14 protein-coding genes are annotated in these 14963 nt (G+C 69.8%); 12 read left to right on the top strand and 2 right to left on the bottom strand.

Features of this window, described 5'->3' with window-relative positions; translation table 11 throughout:
• The first annotated feature begins 11 nt into the window (after window positions 1-11).
• From QTI51_RS14420 to cydX, 6 genes are all read left to right on the top strand, one after another.
• Window positions 12-1124 carry an acyltransferase family protein gene (locus QTI51_RS14420; protein ID WP_286515713.1) on the top strand — a complete coding sequence of 371 codons (1113 nt, stop codon included), beginning with the start codon at window positions 12-14 and terminating at the stop codon, window positions 1122-1124.
• Between the two features lie 166 nt (window positions 1125-1290).
• The gene (cydD, locus tag QTI51_RS14425) at window positions 1291-2988 is read left to right on the top strand and encodes a thiol reductant ABC exporter subunit CydD (protein ID WP_286514571.1); all 1698 of its coding nucleotides are present in this window, start codon (window positions 1291-1293) and stop codon (window positions 2986-2988) included.
• Window positions 2985-4700 carry a thiol reductant ABC exporter subunit CydC gene (cydC, locus tag QTI51_RS14430; RefSeq protein ID WP_286514573.1) on the top strand — a complete coding sequence of 572 codons (1716 nt, stop codon included), beginning with the start codon at window positions 2985-2987 and terminating at the stop codon, window positions 4698-4700. The genes cydD and cydC overlap by 4 nt, the downstream gene beginning before the upstream one ends.
• Window positions 4701-4743: 43 nt before the next feature.
• Complete coding sequence (locus QTI51_RS14435) at window positions 4744-6387, top strand: cytochrome ubiquinol oxidase subunit I (RefSeq protein ID WP_286514575.1); 1644 nt, start codon at window positions 4744-4746, stop codon at window positions 6385-6387.
• Window positions 6384-7538 (top strand): cytochrome d ubiquinol oxidase subunit II, encoded by a 1155-nt coding sequence (gene cydB, locus QTI51_RS14440; protein ID WP_286514577.1) that lies wholly within the window; start codon window positions 6384-6386, stop codon window positions 7536-7538. The genes QTI51_RS14435 and cydB overlap by 4 nt, the downstream gene beginning before the upstream one ends.
• A 16-nt stretch (window positions 7539-7554) precedes the next feature.
• Entirely contained in the window at window positions 7555-7704 is a 150-nt protein-coding gene (gene cydX / locus QTI51_RS14445; RefSeq protein ID WP_116909794.1) for a cytochrome bd-I oxidase subunit CydX, read from the top strand.
• Between the two features lie 63 nt (window positions 7705-7767).
• On the opposite strand, the gene QTI51_RS14450 is transcribed toward cydX, so the two are convergent.
• Together QTI51_RS14450 and QTI51_RS14455 are read right to left on the bottom strand one after the other, a co-directional pair.
• A complete protein-coding gene (locus QTI51_RS14450; RefSeq protein ID WP_116909793.1) occupies window positions 7768-8343 on the bottom strand; it encodes a GbsR/MarR family transcriptional regulator in 576 nt (191 codons plus the stop codon).
• 49 nt (window positions 8344-8392) lie between these two features.
• A complete protein-coding gene (locus QTI51_RS14455; RefSeq protein ID WP_286514581.1) occupies window positions 8393-9418 on the bottom strand; it encodes an AraC family transcriptional regulator in 1026 nt (341 codons plus the stop codon).
• A 96-nt stretch (window positions 9419-9514) separates the two neighbouring features.
• Here QTI51_RS14455 and QTI51_RS14460 point away from each other — a divergent pair, with 96 nt between their 5' ends.
• From QTI51_RS14460 to QTI51_RS14485, 6 genes are read left to right on the top strand one after another with little or no spacing between them, the layout of a single operon-like run.
• Window positions 9515-11089, top strand: coding sequence for a long-chain-fatty-acid--CoA ligase (locus tag QTI51_RS14460; RefSeq protein WP_286514583.1), 1575 nt, complete (start codon window positions 9515-9517; stop codon window positions 11087-11089).
• Between the two features lie 58 nt (window positions 11090-11147).
• Window positions 11148-12332, top strand: coding sequence for a lipid-transfer protein (locus tag QTI51_RS14465; protein ID WP_286514587.1), 1185 nt, complete (start codon window positions 11148-11150; stop codon window positions 12330-12332).
• Between the two features lie 10 nt (window positions 12333-12342).
• Entirely contained in the window at window positions 12343-12783 is a 441-nt protein-coding gene (locus tag QTI51_RS14470; RefSeq protein ID WP_116909790.1) for a MaoC family dehydratase N-terminal domain-containing protein, read from the top strand.
• Between the two features lie 11 nt (window positions 12784-12794).
• A complete protein-coding gene (locus tag QTI51_RS14475) occupies window positions 12795-13223 on the top strand; it encodes a MaoC family dehydratase (protein ID WP_286514591.1) in 429 nt (142 codons plus the stop codon).
• A gap of 30 nt (window positions 13224-13253) precedes the next feature.
• The gene (locus tag QTI51_RS14480; protein ID WP_286514593.1) at window positions 13254-14084 is read left to right on the top strand and encodes an SDR family NAD(P)-dependent oxidoreductase; all 831 of its coding nucleotides are present in this window, start codon (window positions 13254-13256) and stop codon (window positions 14082-14084) included.
• Window positions 14085-14086: 2 nt separating this feature from the next.
• Window positions 14087-14875: an enoyl-CoA hydratase-related protein gene (locus QTI51_RS14485; protein ID WP_286514595.1), complete on the top strand. Its 789-nt coding sequence runs from the start codon at window positions 14087-14089 to the stop codon at window positions 14873-14875.
• The last annotated feature ends 88 nt before the right edge of the window (window positions 14876-14963 follow it).

A 14963-nucleotide genomic window follows, 5' to 3' on the forward strand; every position in this document is an offset into this window, starting at 1 on the left:
CGCTGGGGCGCATGCCGCTGCTCGACGCGGCCAAGGGCATCGCCTGCGCGGTGATCGTCGGGCACCACCTCTCGCGCTACGGCCCGATGCCGGCCGGCGCGTACACGCTCGCGCCCGACTTCTTCGCCTGGCTGTCCGACCAGGGCCGCCTGGCGGTGCAGGTGTTCCTGGTGATCGCCGGCTTTCTCGCGGCGGCCAGCCTCGCGCCCGACGGCACCCTGCGCGTGGAGCGGCCGGTGGCGCGCATTCTCCAGCGCTACGGCCGGCTGGTGATGCCGTACCTGGCCGCGCTCACGGTGTGCGTGCTGGTGGCCGCGGTCGTGCGGCCGTGGCTCGACGAAGAGGTGGTGCCCGCGTCGCCGACCTTCGGGCAGCTGGTCGCGCACGGGCTGCTGCTGCAGGACCTGCTGGGCTACGAGTCGCTCTCGACCGGCGTCTGGTACGTGGCCATCGACTTTCAATTGTTCGCGCTCGCGTTGGCGCTGGTCGGCCTGCCGACCTTGCTGCAGCGCACGAGCGGCGCCGCGCCGGCGGCACTGCGCGCGCGCTGGATGCCGGTGGCATTGGTCATCGGCCTGGCCGTGGCCTCGCTGGCGCTCTTCAACCGCAACGCGGGGCTGGACGACACGGCTTTCTACTTCTTCGGCACCTACGGCCTCGGCATGCTGGTGTTCTGGATCGGCCGCGCCACGCGCTTCAGCACTTGGCAGAGCGCCATCGCGCTGCTGGGGCTGGTGGGTGCGGGCGCGCTGGCCATCGACTGGCGCAGCCGCATCGCGACCGCGCTGGTCACGGCCCTGCTGCTGGCCGTGGCGCAACGCCGGCACTGGCTGTCGCCGCCGCGCTGGCCGGCCGCGGCGGTGCCGCTGCAGCGGCTGGGGCGCATGTCGTACTCGCTGTTCCTCATTCACTTTCCGGTGCTGCTCGCCATGAACGCGGCGGTGGCCAATGCGGGCCCGCACGGCGCATGGTTCGACGCGGCGGGGCTGGTGGCGACCTTCGCGCTGTCGATCGCGGCCGCCGCGCTGCTGTACCGCTGGGTGGAGGCGCGCCCGGCGTCGTGGCGCGGCGTGTTTACGCTTTTTGCTGCATTGCTGGTCAGCGGCGTAGTCGTTTCGCACTAATCGCCCGGCGTCCCTTCCCGCCACGCCCTGACGCCGTGGCTTGATTTTTCTCAATTGCTTGCTTTAGAGCCCCGGGACGCGCAGTCTCCGGGCTCATAAAGTCGCTGTTGTCTTCGGTATGATTGTGGAAATTGCAGTAATTACTGAAAATCCACGAAACCAAGGAATGACCAAGCCCACGCCATCACGATCGCCGTTGCAGGCCTTCGCGTCGCCCGACGTCGGCGGGGTGGTGCAGGGTGCTGCCGCGTTGTTCTGGCTGCCGCAGGCCGAGTTGCTGGCGATGGCGGTGCAAGGGTTGGCGTCGGGCAGGGGCTTTTCGGCGGTGCTGTGGCCGGCCGTTGCGATCCTGCTGCTGGGCTTGCTGCGCGCGGGCTGCGAAGCCTGGGGCTCGCGCCGCACCTTCGGGCGGGCGAGGGCGCAGCTCTCGGCGTTGCGCGCGCAGACGGCGGCGGCATTGGCCGCAGGCTCCCCGTTGGACCGCAGCCGCCCCCCTTCCGGCCTGGCCGCCAGCGTGCTCGCCGAGCAGGCCGAGGCGCTGGTGCCGTACCTCGTGCGCTACCAGCCGGCACGCTGGCGCGCGACGGTGGTGCCTCTGTTCATCCTGTGTGCCGTGGCCGCGCTCTCTTGGGTGGCCGCGCTGGTGCTGCTGTTCGCGGCGCCGCTCATTCCCGTGTTCATGGCCATCGTCGGCTGGCGCGCCAAGGCCGCGAGCGAAGCGCAGATGGTCGAACTGGGCGGCATGAACGCCTTTCTGCTCGACCGCCTGCGCGGCCTGGCGACGCTGCGCGCGCTCGGCGCGGTCGACGCCACGGCCCAGCGCCTGGGCGATGCCGCGCAGTCGCTTCGTCGGCGGACCATGGCGGTGCTGCGTATCGCATTCCTGTCGTCGGCCGTGCTGGAGCTGTTCTCTGCCCTGGGCGTCGCGATGGTGGCGGCTTACGTCGGCTTTCATCTGCTGGGCACCCTCGGCTTCGGCACCTGGGGCCGGCAACTGAGCCTGGGCGAAGGGCTCTTCGTGCTGCTGCTGGCGCCGGCCTTCTTCGAGCCGCTGCGCGAACTCTCGGCCGTGTGGCACGACCGCGCGGCGGGCGAGGCGGCGTGGGAGTCGCTCGACCGGTTGCAGCGCAACGCCTTGCCGCTGCCCGGCGCGAGCGCCTCGCTGACGCGCGCCGCTGCAGGCGACAAGCACGCCGCACCCGCGCTGGCCATCCACAACCTGCACTTCTCGTGGCCCGGCGAAGCGCAAGAAGCGCAAGCAGTGTTCGAAGGCTTCGAACTCCGCATCGCCGCCGGCGAGCATGTCGCATTGACAGGCCCCAGCGGCGCCGGCAAGACCGCGCTGCTCTCGCTCATCGCGGGCCTCGTCCCCGCCAGCCGCGGCGAGATCTCGATCGGCGGCGTGACCCTCACCGACCACACCGTGTCGGCGCTGCGCCAGCGCATGGCGTGGATGGGGCAGGCGCCGCATGTCTTCGCCGGCTCCGTCGAGGCCAACGTCACCTTGGGGCGCGCAGGCGTCGATACCAAGCAGGTCAGCGCCGCCATGCGCTTTGCCTCGCTCGAAGAGGTGGCGCAGGCGCACCCGGGCGTGGCGCTGGGCGAAGGCGGCCATGGCCTGTCGGGCGGCGAGGCCGTGCGCCTCGCGCTCGCCCGCATCGCCGTGCACCCGCACGCCGACCTCCTGCTGGTCGACGAGCCCACAGCGCACCTCGACACCGAGACCGCAGAGCGCGTGGCCGACGCGCTGGTCGCGCTCGCGCGCGGCAAGACGCTCATCGTCGCCACCCACGACCCGGTGCTCGCCACGCGCATGCACCGCACCGTCAGCCTCGGCGATGACGCGATGGAGCAGGCCGCATGAAGGCCGCCCAAGCCTCGACAAACTGGCGCGACAACTGGCGCGACCTGCGCCTGGTGCTGCGCCCCTTTCTCGCCGCGCAGCCGCGCCCGCTGCTGCTGGGCTGCCTGCTCGCAGCCCTTACCGTGCTCACCGGAATGGCGCTGCTCGGCCTCTCGGGCTGGTTCATCACCGCGACCGCGCTGGCCGGCCTGCATGCGGCGACCGCCTTCACCTTCGACGTGTTCATGCCCTCGGCCGGCATTCGGTTGCTGGCGCTCGGCCGCACGGCGTCGCGCTACGGCGAGCGGCTGGTGACGCACGACGCGACCTTCGCCGTGCTTGCCGCGCTGCGCGTGCGCCTGTTCCGCGGCTGGGCAAAGCCCGGGGCCGCGCGCGCGTTGCTGATGCAGCCCGCCCGGCTGTTGTTCCGCCTGACCTCGGACATCGACGCGCTCGAGTCGCTCTACCTGCGCCTGTTCGTGCCCGCCGCCGCCGCGCTGGGCGCCGCGCTGCTGGCGGGCGTGGTGCTCGGCTTCATGCATGTCGGCATGGGCGTGGCGCTGGCGCTCTGGCTGGTGGTCGTCGGCTGGGGCATCGCGTGGATCGTCGCAAGCCGTGCGCGCCGCCCCGCCGTGCAGCGCGCGCATGCCATCGAAGCATTGCGCGCACGCACCGTCGACCTCGTGGCGGGCCAGACCGACCTGGTGATGGCGGGCCGCATCGATGCACAGCGCGCGGCGCTGATGAACGCCGATGCGCAACTCGCCAAGGCCGACCTCGCGTTGAACAAGCTCGAGGCCGCGGCCGGCTTCGCCTACGGCAGCGCGGGCACGTTGACGCTGGTCGGCGTGCTGCTCGCCGTCGGCGCGCTGGTCGGCGAGGGCCTGATCGGCGTGCCGGCCGCCGCGCTGGCGCTGCTTGTGGCGCTCACGGCTACCGAACCTTTCGCGGCCTTGCGGCGCGGCGCGCTCGACGCGGGCCGCACCTGGCTCGCGGTACGCCGCCTTGCGCCGCGCATCGCCGGCGAAGAAGTGCAAGCCGAACCGCGCAACGAAGCCGCTGCCGCCCTGCGGCTGGAGCACGTGAGCTTCGCGCACGCCGGCAGCGCGACGCCGGTACTGCGCGACATCTCGCTGACGCTGGGCCTCGGCGAGCGCGTGGCGTTGATCGGCGCGAGCGGCGCGGGCAAGTCGACCTTGCTCGCCGCCATTGCTGGCGAGATCGCGCCGCAGCACGGCCTTGCGACTGCGCAGCCCGCCTGCCTGCTGACGCAACGCACCGAACTCTTCCAGGACAGCCTGCGCGACAACCTGCGACTCGCCAACCCCGCCGCCACCGACGACCAGCTGTACGCCGCGCTACAAGCTGCAGGCCTCGAAGCCGATGTGCGCGCCATGTCCGCGGGCCTGGACACCCGCCTGGGCGAAGGTGGCCTCGGCCTTTCGGGCGGCCAATCGCGTCGCCTCGCGCTGGCCCGCCTGCTGCTGCGCCCCGTGCCGCTGTGGCTGCTCGACGAACCGACCGAGGCGCTCGACGCGGGCGTCGCGCACGACGTGCTGCAGCGCCTGGCGCGGCACGCCGGTTCGCGCACGGTGCTCATCGCCACGCACCTGCGCCGCGAGGCCGCGCTGGCCGACCGCCTGCTGTGCATGCGCCAGGGCCGCATCGTGGCCGACCTGCGCCGGGGCAGCGACGCCTTCGACACCGCATGGCGCAGCCTGCGCCCCGACTGATTTCAGAGAACAAGAAAACAGGGAACACCAAAGGAAGAACCCCATGGACCTCGACATCGTTGCGCTATCGCGCCTGCAGTTCGCCGTGACGGCGCTGTACCACTTCCTGTTCGTGCCGCTCACGCTCGGGCTCTCGATCATCCTCGCCATCATGGAGACGGTCTACGTGATGACCGGGCGCGTGATCTGGCGCGACATGACCAAGTTCTGGGGTGTGCTGTTCGGCATCAACTTCGCCATGGGCGTGGCCACCGGCATCGTGATGGAGTTCCAGTTCGGCATGAACTGGAGCTACTACAGCCACTACGTCGGCGACATCTTCGGCGCGCCGCTGGCCATCGAAGGGCTCATGGCCTTCTTCATGGAAGCCACCTTCGTGGGCCTGTTCTTCTTCGGCTGGGACAAGCTCTCCAAGGTGGGCCACCTGACGGCGACGTGGGCGGTGGCCATCGGCTCGAACTTCTCGGCGCTGTGGATCCTCATTGCCAACGGCTGGATGCAGAACCCCGTGGGCGCTGCCTTCAACCCGCAGACCATGCGCATGGAAGTGACCGATTTCTTCGCGGTGCTGACCAACCCGGTGGCGCAGGCCAAGTTCGTGCACACCGTGTCGGCCGGCTATGTGTGCGCCGCCGTGTTCGTGCTGGGTGTGTCGGCCTGGTACGTGCTCAAGGGCCGTCACCTGGAGCTGGCCAAGCGCTCGATGACGGTGGCGGCCTCGTTTGGCCTGGCCGCCGCGCTGTCGGTGGCGGTGCTCGGCGACGAGAGCGGCTACCTCTCGGGCGAACACCAGAAGATGAAGCTCGCCGCCATCGAGGCCATGTGGGAGACGCAGCCCGCGCCCGCGGCCTTCACCGTCATCGGCTTTCCCGACCAGGAGGCGCGCGAGACGCACTACGCCATTCACATTCCGGGCGTGATGGGCCTCATCGGCACGCGCTCGCTGGACACGGTGATGCCCGGCATCGACGAGCTCGTGAAGCGCGCCGAAGCCCGCATTCGAGAGGGCCTGAAGGCCTACGACGCGCTGCAGAAGATCCGCGAGGCCGGTGGCACCGGCAAGGTGACGCAGGGCGTGCGCGGCGACTTCGAAGACAACGGCATCAACATGGGCTATGCGCTGCTGCTCAAGCGCTACGTGGACGACCCGCGCACCGCCACCGACGAGCAGATCACCAAGGCCGCATGGGACACCGTGCCGCAGGTGGCGCCGCTGTTCTGGCTGTTCCGCGTGATGGTGGGCATCGGCATGCTGCTGATCTTGCTGACGGGCACCTTCTTCGTGCTGTCGGCGCGCCGCAAGCTCGACAGCTACCGCTGGCTGCTGAAGCTCGCCGTGTTCGCGATTCCGCTGCCGTGGATCGCCATCGAGTCCGGCTGGCTGGTGGCCGAGTTCGGCCGCCAGCCCTGGGTGATCGAAGGCGTGCTGCCCACCGCGGTGGCCGTGTCGAACCTGGGCGTGAAGACGCTGCTGCTCACGCTCGCGGGCTTCATCGCCATCTACACCGTGCTGCTCGTCATCGAGATGAAGCTGATGCTCAAGGCCATTCGCAAGGGCCCGCAGGCCGAGCATTCGCCCGACGAGGGCGACACGCTCTCGCACGTTCCGCCGGCCCACGCAGGCACAGGCACAGGTGCCAGCACCGCCTCGGCCGCCGCCCTTTCTTCCACCGGGAGCGCCGCATGATTCTCCACACACTCCTCGACTACGACACCCTGCGCTTCATCTGGTGGCTGCTCATCGGCGTGCTGCTGGTGGGCTTCGCCGTGACCGACGGCTTCGACCTGGGCAGCGGCATGCTGCTGCCCTTCGCGGCGCGCGACGACATCGAGCGGCGCGTTGTCATCAACAGCGTGGGGCCGGTGTGGGAGGGCAACCAGGTCTGGCTGATCCTCGGGGGCGGCGCCATCTTCGCGGCGTGGCCGCAGCTGTACGCGGTGTCGTTCTCGGGCTTCTACCTGGCGATGTTCGTGATTCTTACGGCGCTCATCCTGCGGCCCGTGGCCTTCAAGTTCCGCAGCAAGCGCGAGTCCGCGCAGTGGCGCGCGCGCTGGGACTGGGTGCTGTTCTTCAGCGGCTTCGTGCCCGCGCTGATCTGCGGCGTGGCCGTGGGCAACGTGCTGCAGGGCGTGCCGTTTCGCTTCAACGCCGACATGCACATCTTCTACGACGGCGGCTTCTTCGGCCTGCTGAACCCCTTCGCCATCCTGTGCGGGCTGGTGTCGGTCGCCATGCTCGTCATGCACGGCGCGGCCTGGCTGCTGCTGAAGACGCAGGGTGCGGTGGCCGAGCGTGCGCGCACCTACGGCATGGTCGCGGCGGTGCTCACCATCGCGCTGTATGCGCTGGCGGGCGTGCTGCTGGCCTCGAGCATCGGCGGCTACCGCATCAGCAGCGTGGTCGACACGGTGGGGCCGTCGAACCCGATGCTGAAGACCGTCGAGCTGCACGCCGGCGCATGGACCGCCAACTACGCCGCCCACCCCTGGACGCTGGCCGCGCCCGCGCTCGGCTTCGTCGGTGCGCTGGGTGCGTTGCTGGGCCTGGTGCTGCGCCGCCCGGTGCTGGCGCTGCTGACCGCGGCGCTGGGCATCGCCGGCATCATCCTGAGCGTGGGCGCGTCGATGTTCCCGTTCATCCTGCCGTCGTCGATCGACCCGCGCGCCAGCCTCACGGTGTGGGACTCGTCGTCGAGCCACCTCACGCTGTTCATCATGCTGGTGGTCACGGCGTTCTTCATTCCCATCATCGTGGCCTACACCAGCTGGGTCTACCACGTGCTGTGGGGCAAGGTCGACGAACAGGCGATCCGCGACGAGAGCGGACACGCCTACTGAACCGGAGGAAAAAAAGATGTGGTACTTCGCCTGGATCCTCGGCCTGCCGCTGGCAGCCGCATTCGCCGTGCTCAACGCCATGTGGTACGAGCTGATGGACGACGACGCCGTTCGCAAGGCCAAGCTCGAGACGCCCGAGCCCGCGGGAGGGCAGGAGCGGCTCTGAGCCTGCAGGAGCCCTTTCGGGGGCCCTCTCAAGGCTCTTTCAACTCGCTCTCAGGGCTCGCTCTCAGGGTTTTTTCTTCGACGCTCCGCCGCCCGTGATGCGGTCCTTCAGCGTCAGCACCTTCGTCACGGTCGCGCCCATGCCCATGAGCTTCATGGCCGTTTCGGGCGCGAGCCGCTGCACGTCGTCGAACCATGTCATCAGCCGGTCGATCAGGTCGTGCATCTCGCGCATGCGCTCCTGCGCATGGCGCTCGGCGTCGCTGGTCGGAGACTCCAGCAGCGCGTTGCGCAGCATCGACAGCGTGGGCTCGATCTCGCGGCGGCGGCGCTCCTCGGCCAGCACGCGAAAGATTTCCCACACGTCCGAAGGCGCCTCGAAATACTCGCGCCGGTCGCCCGCGTGGTGGCGCAGGTGCACCAGGCGCCAGGCCTGCAGCTCCTTCAGGCCCATGCTGACGTTGGAGCGCGAGAACTCCAGCAGCTCGGCGATCTCGTCGGCATTGAGCGCGCGCTGCGACAGGTAGAGCAGCGCATAGATCTGCCCGACGGTGCGGTTGATGCCCCACTTGCTGCCCATCTCGCCGAAATGGGCGACGAACTGGCGGTTGAGGGGAGGAAGGTCGGTGGAAGAAGCCATGCGCCGAATTGTCGCGCGGATGGCTGTAATTCCGGAAAGTTCTGAAAACTCAGCCCGGCGGCATGCGCCGCCGGTACGACCCCGGTGCGCCGCCCGTCCAGGCCTTGAAGGCCCGCTGGAAGGCCGCGCTGTCGGCAAAGCCCAGCTCTTCGGCCAGCACCGCGAGCGGCACCGTGCTGGTGTTCAGCCGCACGATGGCCAGGTCGCGCCGCAGCTGGTCCTTCAGCGACTGGAACGAGGTGCCCTCCGTGGCCAGGTGCCGCTGCAGCGTGCTGACCGACATGTGCAGCACGTCGGCCGTGGTCGCCAGGTCGGCCCAGGCGGGGCGGTGCTGCTGCAGCACCGCGCGCACCCGCGCGCTCACGGCCTGCTCGGCCATGCGCGGCAGGATCACGTTGGCCGGCGAGGCCGCCAGGAAGGCCTGCATCTCCTGCGCGTCGCGGTGCACCGGCGTGTCGAGCGCGCTGGCGTCGAACCACACGGCTGACAGCGGCTGGCCGAACTGCAGCGGCCCGGGGAACACCTTGGCGTAGCCGTCGGCATAGGGCGGCAACTCGAAGCCGAAGTCGAAGCGGCGCGCCACCAGCCGTCCGCCGTGCAGCCATGCCGACAGGCGCCAGTACACGCGCAGCATCAGCTCGTGAAGAAAGTTCTGGTAGGTGGCGGGCGGGTGGTTCAGCTGCAGCCCGAAACCCGCCAGCGGCCCTTCGCGCAGCAGCACCAGCGACAGGTCGTCCTGCAGCAGCCCGAAGGTGTGGGCCACGCGGCGCAGCGCCACCTCGAAGGTGCGCGCGCCCAGCGTGGAGCGCGTCATCAGCGCGAAGCTGCCGCAGCGCAGCCGCCGCGTGAGAAAGCCCAGCGCCTCGTCGTCCATGCGCTGGATCAGCAGCGCGAACAGCGCCACGTACTGCTCGGCCGTGATTCGCGCGCCCACCTCGTGCAGCAGCGCGGGCGCGATGCCCGCGTCTTCCAGCGCGGTGTCCACGCACACCGCCGCCTCGGCGCCGCGCGCGCGCACGCCCGAGAGCATGCCCTGCACGAAGGCAATCGGAATGGTGACGGGCGGTTGCAGCATGTGTCGGCGGATTGACCTTTTCTGCCATGCGATCGAAGCGAAGTGCAATCGCCGGGCGGTGGCCGGTTTTCTACCATGCGACGGCACAAGAACGAGATGGAGACAAACACCATGTACATGACCCAGGGCCTTCACCGGGCCGTCCAGCAGCGCCCCGATGCCATTGCCGTGCGCTTCGCCGGCCGATCGCGCACCTTTCGCGACCTTGCCGGGCGTGTCGAGCGCCTGGCGGGCGCGTTGCAGCGGCTCGGCATGCAGGCCGGCGACCGCGTCGCCATGCTGTCGCTCAACTCCGACCGCTATCTGGAGTACCAGATGGCCGTGCCCTGGGGCGGGGGCGTGCTCAACCCCTGCAACATCCGCTGGTCGCCCGCGGAAATCCTCTACTCGCTGGAAGACTCGGGCTCCAGCATCCTGCTGGTCGACGAGACCTTCCGCGCCGTGGTCGAGCAGATGCGCGGCCAGTCGAAGAGCCTGCGCGAAGTGGTGTACTGCGGCGACGGCGCGGTGCCCGCCGGCATGCACGGCTACGAAGGGCTGATCGACAACGCCGAGCCGGTGCCCGATGCGGTGCGCCGCGGCGAAGATTTGGCCGGCATCTTCTACACCGGCGGCACCACGGGTTTTCCCAAGGGCGTGATGCTCAGCCACACCAACATCTGCAGCTCGGCGCTCGCCGCGCAGGCAGAGGGCCTGGCGGCGCCCGGCGGCTGCTACCTGCACGCCGCGCCCATGTTCCACCTGGCCGACATGGGGCTGGCCACGCCGCACTGGTTCGTGGGCAACACGCACGCCGTCATTCCGATGTTCACGCCTGAGGGCGTGCTCGACGCCATCGAGCGCGACCGCGTGACCAGCCTGCTGCTGGTGCCCACCATGATCCAGATGCTGGTCGACCATCCCGCCATGCGCAAGCCGCGCGACCTGAGCAGCCTGAAGAACATCACCTACGGTGCGTCGCCCATTTCGGAGGCGGTGCTCAGCCGCGCCATGGACGCCTTCCCCGGCGTCGCCTTTGCGCAGGCCTACGGCATGACGGAGCTGTCGCCCATCGCCACGCTGCTGCCCGCGTTCTTCCACACGGCCGAAGGCCGCAAGGCCGGCAAGCTGCGCTCGGCAGGGCGCGCCAGCGTATGCATGGAAGTGCGCGTGGTCGATGTCGAGGGCGCCGAGGTGCCGCGCGGCACCGTGGGCGAGGTGGCCGTGCGCGGCCCCAACACCATGCAGGGCTACTGGAACAAGCCCGAGCAAACGGCCGCCGCGCTGCGCGACGGCTGGATGCACACCGGCGACGGCGCCTACATGGACGACGACGGCTTCATCTTCGTGGTCGACCGCATGAAGGACATGATCATCAGCGGCGGCGAGAACGTGTACTCCGCCGAGGTCGAGAACGCCATCAACCAGCACCCGGCGGTGGCCGCCTGCGCCGTCATCGGCATCCCGAGCGACGCGTGGGGCGAGGCGGTGCATGCGGTGCTGGTGCTGAAGCCGGGGCAGGGCGTGCAGCCCGAGGAACTCATCGCGCACTGCAAGACGCTGATCGCCAACTACAAGTGCCCGCGCAGCGTGGCCGTGGTCGACGCGCTGCCGCTGTCGGGCGCGGGCAAGGTGCTGAAGACCAAGCTGCGCGAGCCCTTCTGGCAAGACCGCCAGCGCAGCGTGGCCTGAGCCACTCCATTCACTCTTTCATCCGCTCTTTCATCCCTCACCTTCAGGAGCCATTCTCATGAGTCAAGACGTCTACGTGGTCGGGGTCGGCATGATCCCGTTCACCAAGCCGGGCGCCAACCAGCCCTACCCGCAAATGGCCAGCCACGCCACCAACGCCGCGCTGAACGACGCCGGCATCGGCTACGAGCTGGTGCAGCAGGCCTACGTGGGCTACGTATACGGCGACTCCACTGCCGGCCAGCGCGCGCTGTACGAGGTGGGCATGACCGGTATTCCGGTCGTCAACGTCAACAACAACTGCTCCACCGGTTCCACCGCGCTGTTCCTCGCGCGCCAGGCCGTGGCCAGCGGCGCGGCCGACTGCGTGCTGGCGCTGGGCTTCGAGCACATGAGCCCCGGCGCGCTGGGCGCGGTGTTCAACGACCGCCCGAGCCCGTTCGACCAGTTCGAGCACATCACCGACGAGCTGGTCGGCAACGAGCAGGTGCCGCTGGCGCTGCGCTACTTCGGCGGCGCCGGGCTGGCGCACATGCAGCAGTACGGCACGCAGATGTCCACCTTCGCGAAGATCCGCGCCAAGGCCAGTCGCCATGCGTCGAACAACCCGGTGGCGCTGTTCCGCACCGTGGTCACCGAAGACGAGGTCATGGCCGCGCCCGTCATGTGGCCCGGCGTGATGACGCGGCTCATGGCCTGCCCGCCCACCTGCGGCGCCGCCGCGGCCATCGTGTGCTCGCCGCGCTTCGCGGAACGCCACGGCCTGGACCGCAGCGTGCGCATCAAGGCCCAGGCCATGACCACCGACCGCCCCATCACCTTCGAGAGCCGCGACATGCGCGAGGTGGTCGGCTTCAGCATGGCGCAGGAGGCCGCGCAGAAGGTGTACGACGCGGCCGGCGTGGGCCCGCAAGACGTCGACGTGGTCGAGCTGCACGACTGCTTCGCGCACAACGAGCTGCTCAGCTACGAGGCGCTGGGCCTGTGCCCGGTGGGCGGCGCGGAAAAGTTCGTGGTCGACGGCGACAACACCTACGGCGGCAAGGTGGTGACCAACCCCTCGGGCGGGCTGCTGTCGAAGGGGCATCCGCTGGGCGCCACCGGGCTGGCGCAGTGCACCGAGCTGGTCCAGCAACTGCGCGGCACGGCGGACAAGCGCCAGGTCGAGGGCGCGCGGCTGGCGCTGCAGCACAACCTCGGCCTCGGCGGTGCGTGCGTGGTCACGCTGTACGAACGCGTGTAAGGACAACACGATGATCGACAAGAAATGGATCGGCCACGAGCTGCCGCCCTCGGTGCTCCCCATCGAGCGCACGCGGCTGCAGTTCTTCGCCAAGGCCATCGGCGAGACCGACCCCATCTACACCGATGCTGCCGCCGCGCGCGACGCCGGCTACGCCGACCTGCCCGCGCCGCCCACCTTCCTGTTCGCGGCCGAGCTCGACTCGGGTGCTTCCGACCGGCTGCTGGCCGACCTGCAGATTCCGCTCGCCAAGCTGCTGCACGGCGAGCAGAGCTTCAGCTACCACCGCGCGGCCTGCGTGGGCGACACGGTGACGGTGCGCTCCACCATCACCGACATCTACGACAAGAAGAACGGCGCGCTCGAGTTCGTGGTGAAGACCTCGCGCGCTACCAACCAGCGCGACGAACTGGTGGCCGAGCTGCGCGCCGTGATCGTCTGCAGGCATTGAAAGCACACGCCATGACCACAGCGACCCCCTTGACGTACGACGCCGTGCAGGTCGGCGACGAGCTGCCCGCGCTCCAACTGCCGCCGGTGAACCGCACCACGCTCGCGCTGTTCGCGGGCGCCTCGGGCGACCACAACCCCATTCACATCGACACCGATTTCGCGCGCAAGGCGGGCATGCCCGACGTGTTCGCGCAGGGCATGCTGGGCATGGCCTGGCTGGGGCGGCTGCTCACGCAGTGGGCGCCGCAGTCGCAGCTGCGCCGCTTCGACGTGCGCTTCCAGGGCATCACCCACCTGGGCCACGCGGTGCGCTGCAGCGGGCGCGTGGTCGAGAAGCTGGTGCACGACGGCGAGCCCTGCGTGCGCGTGGAAATCCAGAGCGCCAACCAGTACGGCCAGCCCCGCATCGCCGGCGAGGCGCTGGTCGCGCTGCGCTGATTCACTCAAAGAAAAAAAGAGACGAACACCATGACATCCAAGCTCGACGGCAAGGTCGCCCTCATCACCGGTTCGGGCCGCGGCATCGGCCGCGCCATTGCATTGAAGCTCGCCTCGGAGGGCGCGCGCATCGTCGTCAACGACCTCGACGCGGCGCCGGCCGAAGAAACCGTGCAGGCCATTCGCGAGGCGGGCGGCGAGGCCGTGGCCTGCGTCGGCAGCGTGGGCGCGCCGGATTTCGCGGAGCGCTTCGTCGGCACGGCCGTGAGCGAATACAAGGGCCTCGACATCATCGTGAACAACGCCGGCTACACCTGGGACAGCGTGGTGCAGAAGATGACCGACGAGCAGTGGTACGCCATGATCGACGTGCACCTCACCGCGCCCTTTCGCATCTTGCGCGCGGCGCAGCCGGTGATTCGCGCGCTGTCGAAATCGGAGACCGAGGCGGGCCGGCGCGTGGTGCGCAAGGTGGTGAACATCTCGTCGGTGGCGGGGCTCTTCGGCAACGCGGGCCAGTCCAACTACGCGACCGCCAAGGCCGGCATCGTCGGGCTCACGCAAACACTGGCCAAGGAGTGGGGCCGCATGAACGTCACCGTGAACTGCGTGGCCTTCGGCTTCATCCAGACGCGGCTGACCGCGAGCACCGCCGAGGCGACCACCGCCAACATCGAGGGCCGCGAGATCAAGGTGGGCATCAACCCGGGGCTGCTGTCGATGATGGAACAGTCCATTCCGCTGGGCCGCGGCGGCACACCCGAGGAAGCGGCCGGCGCGGTGTACCTGCTGTGCGCGCCCGAGTCCGACTACGTGAGCGGCCAGACGCTGATGTGCACCGGCGGCCTCACCGGAATCTGAGCATGCAGCAGCTTGAAGGCATCGCCTGGGCCGTGGCCGGCGACATCGGCCGCATCGTGCTGAAGCGGCCCGAGCGCGCCAACGCCATCGGGCGCGCCAGCGGCCTTGCGCTGGTGCGCGCCATCGACGAGGTGATCGCGCAGGCGCCGCGCGCCATCTTGCTGACCGGCGAGGGCCGCGTGTTCTGCGCCGGTGGCGACATCGACGAGTTCGTGGCCGCGCGCGACGCATTGCCCGCGCTGGTCGACGACATCCTCGAACTGCTGCATCCGGCCTTGCTGCGCCTGTCGAACCAGCCCGCTCCGCTGGTTGTCGCGGTGAACGGCGCTGTCGGCGGCGCGGGCGTGGGGCTGGCGCTGTGCGGCGACTTCGTGCTCGCGGCCGAGTCGATGAAGCTGCGCACGGGCTATGCGGCCATCGGCCTGTCGCCGGATGCCGGGGCGTCTTACTTTCTCGCGCGGCGCGTGGGGCCGGTGCGGGCGCAGCAACTGCTGATGCTGAGCGACGCCATCGACAGCCGGCAGTGCCTGGCCTGGGGCGCCGTCGATGCGCTGCACCCCGACGCCGAGCTGGCCGCCGCCGCCGAAGCGCTCGCTGCGCGGCTCGCGCAAGGGGCGAGCGCGTCGTTCGCGGGCATCAAGGCGCTGTGCGCGGGCGCACCCGCGCGGCCTTTCGACGAGCACCTGGCCATGGAGCGCAAGCTGCTGCACGAGCGGGCCGGCAGCGCCGACGCGCGGGAAGGCGTGACGGCGTTCGTGGAGAAGCGCGCGCCGCGGTTCACCGGGCGCTGAGCCCGCGCGCGCACTGTGGAAGCCGCCGTGGCGGCTGTGCCGGCCGCGCGCGATGCGTGCAAGAATCTCCGCGGCGCATCGCCTTGCA

It is taken from the genome of Variovorax sp. J22G73, assembly GCF_030317035.1.
GTDB lineage: Bacteria > Pseudomonadota > Gammaproteobacteria > Burkholderiales > Burkholderiaceae_C > Variovorax.

Coding starts and splice junctions, on each gene's coding strand:
- QTI51_RS14420 (WP_286515713.1), top strand. CDS start 12: ATGCCGCTGCTCGACGCGGCCAAGGGCATCGCCTGCGCGGTGATCGTC.
- cydD (WP_286514571.1), top strand. CDS start 1,291: ATGACCAAGCCCACGCCATCACGATCGCCGTTGCAGGCCTTCGCGTCG.
- cydC (WP_286514573.1), top strand. CDS start 2,985: ATGAAGGCCGCCCAAGCCTCGACAAACTGGCGCGACAACTGGCGCGAC.
- QTI51_RS14435 (WP_286514575.1), top strand. CDS start 4,744: ATGGACCTCGACATCGTTGCGCTATCGCGCCTGCAGTTCGCCGTGACG.
- cydB (WP_286514577.1), top strand. CDS start 6,384: ATGATTCTCCACACACTCCTCGACTACGACACCCTGCGCTTCATCTGG.
- cydX (WP_116909794.1), top strand. CDS start 7,555: ATGTGGTACTTCGCCTGGATCCTCGGCCTGCCGCTGGCAGCCGCATTC.
- QTI51_RS14450 (WP_116909793.1), bottom strand. CDS start 8,343: ATGGCTTCTTCCACCGACCTTCCTCCCCTCAACCGCCAGTTCGTCGCC.
- QTI51_RS14455 (WP_286514581.1), bottom strand. CDS start 9,418: ATGCTGCAACCGCCCGTCACCATTCCGATTGCCTTCGTGCAGGGCATG.
- QTI51_RS14460 (WP_286514583.1), top strand. CDS start 9,515: ATGGAGACAAACACCATGTACATGACCCAGGGCCTTCACCGGGCCGTC.
- QTI51_RS14465 (WP_286514587.1), top strand. CDS start 11,148: ATGAGTCAAGACGTCTACGTGGTCGGGGTCGGCATGATCCCGTTCACC.
- QTI51_RS14470 (WP_116909790.1), top strand. CDS start 12,343: ATGATCGACAAGAAATGGATCGGCCACGAGCTGCCGCCCTCGGTGCTC.
- QTI51_RS14475 (WP_286514591.1), top strand. CDS start 12,795: ATGACCACAGCGACCCCCTTGACGTACGACGCCGTGCAGGTCGGCGAC.
- QTI51_RS14480 (WP_286514593.1), top strand. CDS start 13,254: ATGACATCCAAGCTCGACGGCAAGGTCGCCCTCATCACCGGTTCGGGC.
- QTI51_RS14485 (WP_286514595.1), top strand. CDS start 14,087: ATGCAGCAGCTTGAAGGCATCGCCTGGGCCGTGGCCGGCGACATCGGC.